Genomic DNA, 10,705 nt, shown 5'->3' with positions numbered 1-10,705 from the left:
GCCTCAATGCCTTCGGTTACTGCCAGTGTATTCGCTTTGTATTGACCAATGACCATTAACACAACGGCAGGTTTACCACCGATAGCAGCACCACCAATGGTTGGTGCTGGCGCTTCTTTTACAGACGCAATATCACCCAGTCGCAGAACAGTATTACCTTCTTTTCTCACTACAACTTTGGCTAGCTGTGTGGCATTGAGCGGTTGTCCGCTGACTTGAATGGTCATTCGTTGATTCTGGTTTTCAACAAAGCCGGTGCCCATAATGCCGGTAGCTTGCTGCGCGACTGTCGTCACTTCATCGATCGAAATACCATATTTCGCTAATTTGTCGGGTTTTATCTGAATTTGTAATTGACGTTCATGACCGCCAAACACATTAATATCTGCCACGCCATCGACGCTCAGCAACCTGGGAGCCAATGTCCAGTCTACAAGCGAGCGCAATGTCATCAAGTCTTGCGAATCAGACGTCAGTCCTATGGTCATAATCGTGCCGGATGAGGATTCTAATGGCACCATCAATGGAGCGCCCACGCCAGCCGGTAAGACTTCTTTTAACCCCAATAAGCGCTCAGATACTAACTGCCTGTCCAGATAAATATCCGTATTGTCGTAAAAGGTTAGCGTCAACACCGAAAGACTGGGGATAGACTGAGAACGGATTGATTCCATCCCCACTAGACCACCCAGCGCATTTTCTAAAGGCTGCGTCACCAAGACTTCTACTTGCTCAGCCGTTAGGCCTTGGGCTTCTGTTTGAATGATGACCTGTTTGGGGGCGAACTCTGGAAAAATATCTAAGCTGGAGTGAGATAATTTATAGACACCATAAATAAGTAACATCGAAGCCAGAGCGACCACCACGCCACGAAAGCGTACCGAAAAAGCAACGACTTTAGATAGCATGCAGACTCACCTCAATCAGCTGACTAAAACAGAAGCGGCATTTAATCATCATCGTCCTCATCATGAATCTGCCAGCGGAACTCTTCTGATAACAACATTTGAGCCCCTGAAATCACGACCTCATTACCTTCTTCAAATTCGTTTTGTGTAAATATACCGCCAGCGACCAACTTGCCCTCACTTAAAGGTATACGTTTGTAGCTTGCTTCATTCAATTGGATGTAAGCCCAAGGCTGTCCCGAATACCAGACAATAGCCTCGTCTGGAATATGAAAGCCTGAATCAGGATCACTATTTTCTGGAATCCAGGCATCCAAACGCATACCTAAACGAAGCTTGCCGGTCGCAATTCGGAAATAATACGTTTCACCCTGAATTTGTTTTGCACTGACATAGGCTGGGGAAACGAAATAAGCTTTTCTTGCAGAAGCGCGGCCCCCCGCACGAGAGACTCGAATCACATTCACATCTGCTGGCAACGATGACTCGATAGGAAGTGTCACCATTAGCAATGTGTCATGACGATTAATTAATCTTTCCAGCTCTTTCGAAGATTTATCCATAACCCAGTTTGCAATGGATTCACCCCAGCTTTGAATCAACTCTGTTTTTGCGTCTTCAAGCTGAAATGCCGCAGAGTTAAGGTTGGCCTTGGCTTCACGCCAGCTGGTTTCCGCATAGATCACATTCTTACTGGCCACACTACCAGTTCCCTTTGCCAGCTTCTTCAGTCGTTCCCACTCCAATCGGTTTGCATTTTCAGTCACGCTTGCAATAGTGACGGCCGATCTTAGCTGATTTAATCGCGCACGCCATTGAATCAGTTCGCGTATATCCACGACTTCTGCATAAGCCTTAAACTCAGGAAACAAAAGCGTTTTATGTAGTGTGAGCGTGTCAATGCCCGCGTAGGGAATCGTTTCATCCACTAGTGTGACGATGAGCGGCTGGTTAGTATTCTCTTCGTCTTCATTGTCATCATCATCCTCAAACTGCTGATGACTGGAAACCAACTCTTCGAGTCGCTCGTTCCACGATTTATCCCAAAACGACCCGACGAAAATAACCGCGAGAGCAGCTAGAATGATCAATGCCCATAACCACTTCTTATTTAATGCCGACATTCAGTTATCCATTGAATAATCAATAAAAATAGCTGGTCATTAGAGCATGCCCCACTGAAGCGGACAAGTATGGAATAGAATTAATGATGATTTCCCCTTGACATCACACCTGTCAGAAGGTTTAATACGCACCCTTATCGGCTCGATAGCTCAGTTGGTAGAGCAAGGGATTGAAAATCCCTGTGTCCCTGGTTCGATTCCAGGTCGAGCCACCACGGATTATAAAAAACCCAGACTTCTGAAAAGAAACTGGGTTTTTTATTGCCTGTCACTTTTGTTGCATAATTTCCACAATAAATTCTTATCCCCACAGCAACACCTATCACGCATTATTCCGTTATTTCGCATAGCAGAGAACGAAAGCATTGTGGTAAAAAAAACACAGAAATGTGATTTTCTCGTCAAAATTAAAAAAATTGTTGTAAAAGTGTTGCATTAGATTTTTTTATATGCAAAATAGCTAACAACCGAGACATATCCGGTTACGAGAGAGACTTAAAGTAATCTGTTAACAATTAGAAGGTGAAACAGAATGAAATTATTAAAAAAATCAACACTGGCTTCTTTAGTCGGTGCAGCAGCATTAACAGCTGCTGGTGCAGCTAACGCGACAATCGTTGTCGGTGGTGAAAACGGCTACGAATTCAGCGTTGACGGTAACATCAACCAATTCTTCATCGCTAGCGACCAAGACAGCGCTAACGGTGGTTTCGATCAAAACAACCAACAAGTAGCTAACGGTCTGTTACCTACATTCTTTGGTTTTAACGTGGCAATGCCTGAAATCAATGGCCTTAAAATTGCAGCACGTGTTTCTATCTCACCATCAACTAACAATGGCAGCTACTTCAACGAAAACCAAGGCGGTAACGACGCTATGGAACAACGTGAAGCATTTGCAACAGTTGACGGTTCATTCGGTCAAATCATGTTAGGTAAAGGTCTAGGCCTTTATGCAGCTAACAACATCCTGTTGGACCAAACTTTATACGGTGTAGGTGCGACTGGCGTCACAGCAGCTGGCGATCAAAACACTGGAACAACTTCATTAGGTCGTATCGGTTGGGGTTATGAGTACGCTAACTGGCGCTCACAAATCCGTTACACCACTCCTGATATGAACGGCTTTAAAGCTGCTGTTGCAGTAATGGATTCTGATGACTTTTTACAAGCGACTGGTACTGGCTTTGAAAAAGACGCTCGTTATGAAGCATCTTTAAGCTACGCTACAGCATTTGACGGCGGTTCTATGAAACTGTGGTTAGATGGTATGACTCAAGACGTTCGTTACAGCAATGCTACAGGTAGCGAAACTTCTGATGCTTACACTGTTGGTGGTCAATTAATCTTCGGTGGTTTTGAAGCAGTTGCTACTTACTATGACAGCAAAGGTCAAGGCGTTAACGGTTTAGGCACTGGCGCTTTCAACACAAATGGTAGTGCACGTGACGGTGATGGTTACTACGCACAGTTAGGTTACCGTTTTGGTGGCCAAACATTTGTTGCCGCTTCTTACGGTGAGTCTACTTTAGACAGAGACAACACCAACGCAAGCCTTGGTGATGCTGCTGACTTAGATACTAACTCTATGGCAACTATTGGTATCTACCATGATGTAACAGCCAACCTTAAATTGGTTGCTGAATACTCACAAATGGAAACTGAATACCACAACCAATCATCTGATGATGAAGTTGATGTATTATCTTTGGGTGGTTTCATCAGCTGGTAAGCTAATCTGAAACAATTCATTTGAATTGGTTCAAAGCTTAATAAAAGAGCCTCAACCTTCGGGTTGGGGCTTTTTTTATACTCTTCTTTTCGCGATCCCAACCTCCTCTTCTATTTAATAAACATCATTTCCAAATTAGCTTCTACAACAGCGCGCACTTTTGGGGCTTTTTATCAATTCACGTGTCTTTTTAGTGCATAAGCATCTGGAATTAGCCGATGTAAAATACTGCAATAAGATCAGATCTTCTCTTATTACCATTTCACTTACTATTCACTATAACCCGCTGAAAGCCATATTTTTATTGGTTTTACTTCAATATTGCCTCATCCATTTATACCAATTTTTCTCTCCTAACCATACAACGCCCCATGGTCTGGCACAGTTACTGCAAAACCTAGTATTACCAAATTGGTAAATCGTAATACTAACCGGGGTATCTAAAATGAAAAAAAGACTATTTCTTTCTGCTTTCGCAGGTTTATTACTTTCAGCTAATGCCAGCGCAGAACCACTAAAAATTGGCTATAGCGATTGGCCAGGTTGGGTGGCTTGGGAAATCGCCATCGAAAAGAAAATGTTCGATAAAGTTGGTGTGGATGTGCAATTTGAATGGTTTGATTACGTAGCCAGTATGGACGCCTTCGCTGCGGGTCAGTTAGATGCAGTAACAATGACTAATGGTGACGCTCTAGTCACAGGTGCCACAGGTGCCCAAAATGTCATGATCCTGATTAATGACTACAGTAACGGTAACGATATGATTGTGGGTGCGCCCAGCATTAACTCCATTACCGATCTGAAAGGCAAAAAAGTTGGCGTCGAACTCGGCTTTGTCGATCATTTATTATTGCTGCACGGATTAGAAAAAGCCGGTATGACTGAAAGTGATGTTGAACTAGTGAATGTGCCCACAAATGAAACACCACAAGTCTTGGCATCAGGCCAGGTCGAAGCTATTGGGGCTTGGCAACCAAACTCAGGTCAGGCATTAGATTTAGTGCCAGGATCGAAACCTATTTACACCAGTGCCGATGAACCTGGTCTTATTTATGATGTGTTAGCTGTTTCTCCATCAAGCTTGGCAACTCACCGCGATGAATGGAAAAAAGTGATCGATGCCTGGTATATGGCGGTTGATTACCTCAATGATCCAAAAACACGTGATGATGCCATCAGCATCATGGCTGCTCGCGTTGGTATTGAACCCGAGGCGTATAAAGACTTTATCGATGGTACTAAGATTTTGACTAAAGAAGAAGCTCAAGGCTTTATGAAAAAAGCAGACGGCTTTGGTTCGCTTTATGGTTCAACAGAAATTGCGGATCAATTCAATGTCGACAATAAGGTCTATGCCGATAAACAGACTGTCGATAATTACATCGATCCTTCTCTTTTATTAGGCGAGTAAAAGACTAATAGGCACCGTTCATCAACCGGTGCCTCCCCCTCTTCCTGAAATTTTATGTCATGACCAGGCAGGGGATCGTGTTGTCTGAAAATAGCAAAGGTACTGTTTATGTCACTCTTTTCAGTTAATAAACCGCTTGAGCCGCGTAGTCGACAATTAGTGACTATCAGCAGTTTTGTATTACCCATTCTTCTTTGGTGTCTGGTCAGCTATGTCCCATTTATTTGGCACCCGGAAGTAGAAGTCACTTTACCCGGCTCTGTGAGTTACTTTCGTGAAGGAATGCTAGTTGATAAAGAGGTTTTTAATGCTGAACTCGACAAAGCTTCCGCAGCAGGCAAGGCCATACCAGAAGGCATACCGGCCAACCCTATTTATTTGCCCGCGCCACATGAAGTTGTCACCGCTTTCTATACGTCGTTTACCACCGAACCCAAACGTAGCAGTGAGCTGTGGTTACACGAAAGTCTATGGAGCAGTATTCAGGTTATTTTTTATGGATTCCTTTTGTCATCCATCATAGGCATTCCCCTTGGCGTCTTGGCTGGGACCTATGACTTTTTCTCTCGATTATTTGAACCCTTTATCGAGTTCTTCCGCTACCTACCTGCGCCAGCATTTGGTGCATTGGCGGTGGCGATTCTTGGGATTTATCAAGCGCCAAAAATTGCGATTATTTTTATCGGTACCTTTTTCCAGCAGGTTTTGATCGTCGCCAATACCACCCGAAAACTGGACCCAGCCTTACTGGAAGCGGGTCAAACATTGGGCGCAAATAATCGCTCCATGCTATTTCGCATCGTATTACCTGGCATTTTGCCGGATTTATACCGCGACACCCGCATCCTGCTTGGCTGGGCCTGGACCTATTTGATTGTGGCGGAATTAATTGGCACCAGCTCAGGTATTACCTGGTTTATCACCCAACAAGCACGCTACAAAAACTTCGACAACGTCTTCGCCGCCATCATGATGATCGGCATTTTAGGCCTGACCATTGATTTATTACTCGCCTGGTTTGGACGTCGTCTTTTCCCTTGGCAGAAAGCGAATTAGGAGCACGAGATGAGTGAACCAACCTTACCCGATTATCGCGTTCAGTCAGATGCTGTTCGAGACCGTTTTGCCCGCATCAAAAAACGTCCAGTCACCATGGAAGTGACAGGATTAAGTAAAACCTTCCAAAGCCCACATGGCACGGTGACCGCATTAAAAGATATCAATCTGAGCATTCATAAACGTGAGTTTGTTTGTGTGATTGGGCCATCAGGCTGTGGTAAATCCACCCTGATTCGCATTCTGGCTGGCCTTGAGCAAGCCACCGAAGGTGAAGTCAAACTGGATGGCAAAGTCGTCGATAAACCGGGACCAGAACGCGGCATGGTGTTCCAAGGTTATACCTTATTTCCATGGCTAACCGTCAAGCAGAACGTGATGTTTGGTCTACGTGAATCTGGCTATGACAAAGGCACAGCAGAAGCTGAAGCTAGACAGTGGATAGACTTAATTGGTTTAGCACGTTTTGAAAACAGCTACCCCCATCAACTCTCAGGAGGTATGAAGCAACGTGTTGCCATTGCCAGAGCTTTAGCCAATAAACCTAAAGTGCTGTTGATGGATGAGCCATTTGGGGCCCTTGATGCTCAAACTCGCAGCAAAATGCAGGCTTATCTGATGGAGATATGGAAAAACATTGATGTGACGGTGTTTTTCATTACCCACGATCTGGATGAAGCCATTTATCTAGCTGATCGTATTCTGGTGCTAAAAGCCAATCCCGGCGAAGTACAAGAAGTGATTGAAGTACCGGTACCTCAACCTAGAAATCCAGATCAATTTTTATCACCAGAATTTATCGCCACTAAAAAACGACTGGAAGAACTGATTCACCCTCCCAAGCAGGATGATGATGAAGATCACCTGAACCTTGTCCGCATGGTGCCAGTAAATGATGAAGTTGGGAGCGTTCTCTAATGTATGAATTAGCACAAATGACATGGGAAGAAGTAGCTGAGGCTGTAAAAAACGGTGTTGATACCGCTTTACTGCCTGTAGGCGCCACCGAACAGCATGGACCACATATGGGCTGTGGTATGGATTCCGCTATTGCTGACACCTTATGCAAAGAAGTAGCAAAGCAGACACCGGTTATTTTATTACCCACCCAGCCTTATGGTTGTTCTATCGGTCATTCTAAAAGATGGCCAGGCACGATGGCACTCAATCCTAAAACATTGATTGATGTGATTTCCGATATCGGTGACTGGGTAGCCTCTTCCGGTATTAAACGCCTGTTACTGATCAATGGCCATGTGACCAATGCCGCTCCACTTCGTTGCGCCTTGGAAATGCTCAGAGCACGTCATGATGATTTGATGATCGGCTTGGTTCACACCGCTCAAATTTCGGAACGTGTTCGCAAAGCCCATCACGACGATGCTGAAGACTGGCATGCCAATCAAGCCGAAACCGCTTTGATGATGGCCTTACACCCGGAGTTAGTGCGTGAAGATAAATTAGTTGACGCAGATGATCCGGACCGAACTGATGGCTGTGTATTCAGCCATCCTGTCAATCGCACCAGTTTAAATGGCGTGACAGGTAAACCCTCCACTGCAACAAAAGCTGAGGGTGAAGCACTTTTTTCATGGATGTGTGAAGACTTATCTCAACTGGTGATGAGAGCAATTAAGGAACAACCGCCGCTTGATCAAAGCTACCACCAGTCTCTCTTATAAATCATTAACCAAAGAAGGGTAATCTCATGATTAACATCAAAACTGATGATGAAATCAGAAAAATACAAGAAGAATTAAAAAGCAAAGGCGTGAAATACTGCATGGGTACGTATGTGGATATCCATGGCGTACCGAAAGGTAAAGTTGTCCCGCTCTCGCATTTACATCATATGGCACATGGCTCAGAGCTTTATACCGGTTATGCTGTCGATGGTTTGGGACAGCAGCCAAATGATGATGAAATCGCCTCTGTGCCAGATTTAGATCATATTATTCAACTACCATGGCAACCAGAAATTGCCTGGATGCCAGCCGATAATACCCTATACAAAAAACCGTATATGCTCAGTACTCGTGTTTTACTCAAATCTGTACTGGAACAAGCAAAAGAGCTCGGTTATGGCATGAATCTGGGTATTGAAGCAGAAGTTTACCTGGTGAAGAAAAATGAAGATGGCACCCTGTCTGTGCCTGATCCAGATGATAAATTGAAAAAACCCTGTTATGACACTCGCGCTTTTTTAAGTAATTTTAGCTGGTTAGACAAAATGGCCACCAGCATTGATGATCTGGGTTGGGGGCTTTACTCTTTCGATCATGAAGATGCCAATGCACAGTTCGAGTTCGACTTTAACTACGCTGATGCCATTACCAGCTGCGATCGCTTTACTTTCTTGAAGATGATGGCAAAAGAGTATGCGAAACAAGAAGATTTATTAGCGACATTCATGCCTAAACCCTTCTCAAATAAAACTGGAACAGGCGCTCACTTTAATATGTCGCTTTATGATTTGGAGACTGGAGCTAACCTTTTCCAGTGCAAACCTGAAGAAGATGAGCATGGCCTCGGCTTAACCAAATTAGGCTATCAGTTCATTGCCGGTGTTTTAAAACATGGGCCCGCTTTATGTGCGGTGTTTGCTCCAACCGTAAACTCATACAAACGTCTAGTTCGCCAGGGTGATATGCCTTACTTCACTTGGGCACCGGTATTTAACTCGTTTGGCTCGAATAACCGTACCAACTCAGTTCGGGTGCCGATGGGTGGTGGTCGCTGTGAATCACGCAATGCCGATGGCGCTGTCAATCCATACCTTGCAGCCGCTCTGGTGCTCGCAGCTGGTCTAGAAGGTATCAAAGAAGGCCTGGATCCTGGTAAACCCCAGGAACGTAATCTGTATGAATTAACTGAAGCAGAACGTGAGGAATTAGGCATTCAATTCTTACCCAGAACGCTGGACGAAGCCATTCAGGCATTTGCTGCTGATCCGTTTATGGAAGAAGTCCTGGGTAGTGAGCTGAGAAACGAATTTATTCGTTACAAACAAGCTGAGTGGAATGAATACCACACTGTGGTTAGTGCATGGGAAGTGGAGCGCTATAGCCACTTGTTCTAAAAATAAGGTGACATCACCCCGGTTTTAGCCGGGGTGATAGTCTTGTCCATCCAGACAATAATGATGACAAACTTCAGGAGTTCGCATGAGCAAAGAAAAAGTCAGTCGTATCAGTATCTCATTACCTGAAAGTCTGCTGGAAGGTTTAGATGAAATGGTCAGTAAACGGGGGTTTGAAAGTCGCTCTCAGGCTATTTGTGACATGATCAACTTACAAATCAATGAGCACCGTGCTCAACAAGGCGATACCGTGATGACTGGCACCGTTAATCTGGTTTACAACCACTCTGTACCCGGCCTACAGAAGCGCCTACATGATCTGCAATATGAATACATTGATGAGGTCATCAGTAACCTCAATGTCAATTTAACTCACACCAACACTCTTTCTGTGATTTTAGTTCAAGGCCCAGCTAATCGCCTGAACATGATCGCCGACAAAATGATTACACTGCGAGGTGTGGTGTATGGACGCTTATTATTGAACGCCGATATCATTCCACCCATCCACCCGTTACCTCCGAAGCAAACATAAAGCGATGGTTGTCAGTTGACCTGATGCTATGGATTCAGTACTTTTATGCTCTGCGATAAACTCACAGGCCTAAACATGATTGATACCACTTTTCTCCCTCCCCTTCTTGCTGCAATTCAATCTGAAATACTGAACAATGAAGCGGAGATTTCTGCGTTGGATCGAGCTATTGGTGATGGTGACCATGTCACCAACCTATTACGTGGACTTGAGGCGTTGACTAAACAGAATGATGAACTGGTTCAGCTTGATTGGTCAGCAGCATTCATGAAAATGGGTATGACTCTAATGTCTACTATGGGTGGCGCATCAGGCTCATTGCTGGGTTCCATGTTTGTGAGTATGGGGAAAGCCGCTAAAGATCGAGATATGGATCTGACAGCGGTTTCCACTATTTACTCAGCAGGTGTTGAGTCAATAAAAGCGCGAGGAAAAGCCGATATCGGTGAAAAAACCATGCTGGATACCCTGATTCCAGTGATGCAATCATTGCAAAGTGATGCTAAAAAAAATGCAGACAAAGCGGCGGTTCTAAGTAATATGAAAACAGCCGCTACACAAGGTATGCAATCAACTAAAGACATGCTGGCCACAAAAGGAAGAGCATCATTTTTGGGTGAACGCGCCCGCGGTCACATCGATGCAGGCGCTCGTACATCACAACTTATTCTTTGCGTCATTGCTGATGAGTTAAGTAAAAACTAAATCCCCCAACGTAATGCCGCCGTATGTACAGGTGCATCCCAATACTGCAGCATTTCGTCATCCATCAATGTTAGCGTAACAGAGCAACCCGCCATATCCAGTGATGTGGTGTAGTTGCCTACCAGTGAACGCACAATTTCTATACCACGCTCCTC

11 protein-coding genes and 1 tRNA gene are annotated in these 10,705 nt (G+C 44.5%); 9 read left to right on the top strand and 3 right to left on the bottom strand.

Annotation, left to right across the window (positions count from 1 at the left end; translation table 11 throughout):
- Both B4K20_RS07015 and B4K20_RS07010 read right to left on the bottom strand, forming a co-directional pair.
- A partial coding sequence (locus B4K20_RS07015) for an efflux RND transporter permease subunit (RefSeq protein WP_289282380.1) occupies positions 1-908 on the bottom strand: 908 nt, incomplete at its 3' end.
- 41 nt (positions 909-949) lie between these two features.
- On the bottom strand, positions 950-2,032 hold the full coding sequence (locus B4K20_RS07010; RefSeq protein ID WP_289282379.1) for a hypothetical protein: 1,083 nt from the start codon (positions 2,030-2,032) through the stop codon (positions 950-952).
- A 139-nt stretch (positions 2,033-2,171) separates the two neighbouring features.
- On the opposite strand from B4K20_RS07010, the gene B4K20_RS07005 reads away from it, so the two are divergent.
- The 9 genes from B4K20_RS07005 (at position 2,172) to dhaL (ending at position 10,550) form a co-directional block, all read left to right on the top strand.
- Positions 2,172-2,247 (top strand) — tRNA-Phe (locus B4K20_RS07005).
- Positions 2,248-2,564: 317 nt separating this feature from the next.
- On the top strand, positions 2,565-3,764 hold the full coding sequence (locus B4K20_RS07000; protein WP_289282378.1) for a porin: 1,200 nt from the start codon (positions 2,565-2,567) through the stop codon (positions 3,762-3,764).
- A gap of 445 nt (positions 3,765-4,209) precedes the next feature.
- Positions 4,210-5,175 carry an ABC transporter substrate-binding protein gene (locus B4K20_RS06995; protein ID WP_289282377.1) on the top strand — a complete coding sequence of 322 codons (966 nt, stop codon included), beginning with the start codon at positions 4,210-4,212 and terminating at the stop codon, positions 5,173-5,175.
- A 108-nt stretch (positions 5,176-5,283) separates the two neighbouring features.
- The gene (locus B4K20_RS06990) at positions 5,284-6,231 is read left to right on the top strand and encodes an ABC transporter permease (RefSeq protein WP_286303592.1); all 948 of its coding nucleotides are present in this window, start codon (positions 5,284-5,286) and stop codon (positions 6,229-6,231) included.
- A gap of 9 nt (positions 6,232-6,240) precedes the next feature.
- Entirely contained in the window at positions 6,241-7,149 is a 909-nt protein-coding gene (locus B4K20_RS06985) for an ABC transporter ATP-binding protein (protein ID WP_289282376.1), read from the top strand.
- Positions 7,149-7,913: a creatininase family protein gene (locus B4K20_RS06980; RefSeq protein WP_289282375.1), complete on the top strand. Its 765-nt coding sequence runs from the start codon at positions 7,149-7,151 to the stop codon at positions 7,911-7,913. The genes B4K20_RS06985 and B4K20_RS06980 overlap by 1 nt, the downstream gene beginning before the upstream one ends.
- A 26-nt stretch (positions 7,914-7,939) precedes the next feature.
- On the top strand, positions 7,940-9,310 hold the full coding sequence (gene glnT, locus B4K20_RS06975) for a type III glutamate--ammonia ligase (RefSeq protein ID WP_289282374.1): 1,371 nt from the start codon (positions 7,940-7,942) through the stop codon (positions 9,308-9,310).
- Positions 9,311-9,395: 85 nt separating this feature from the next.
- Positions 9,396-9,845 (top strand): nickel-responsive transcriptional regulator NikR, encoded by a 450-nt coding sequence (nikR, locus tag B4K20_RS06970; protein ID WP_007147022.1) that lies wholly within the window; start codon positions 9,396-9,398, stop codon positions 9,843-9,845.
- Between the two features lie 75 nt (positions 9,846-9,920).
- Positions 9,921-10,550: a dihydroxyacetone kinase subunit DhaL gene (gene dhaL / locus B4K20_RS06965; protein ID WP_289282373.1), complete on the top strand. Its 630-nt coding sequence runs from the start codon at positions 9,921-9,923 to the stop codon at positions 10,548-10,550.
- Here dhaL and B4K20_RS06960 read toward each other — a convergent pair.
- Positions 10,547-10,684 (bottom strand): dihydroxyacetone kinase subunit DhaK, encoded by a 138-nt coding sequence (locus B4K20_RS06960; RefSeq protein WP_289282418.1) that lies wholly within the window; start codon positions 10,682-10,684, stop codon positions 10,547-10,549. The genes dhaL and B4K20_RS06960 overlap by 4 nt on opposite strands.
- Positions 10,685-10,705: the final 21 nt, after the last annotated feature.

It is taken from the genome of Methylophaga sp. UBA5088, from assembly GCF_002414625.1.
GTDB classification, from domain to species: domain Bacteria; phylum Pseudomonadota; class Gammaproteobacteria; order Nitrosococcales; family Methylophagaceae; genus Methylophaga; species Methylophaga marina.
The sequence above is the reverse complement of the archived record's forward strand: the minus strand, read 5'-3'. Positions and strand labels throughout refer to the sequence as shown.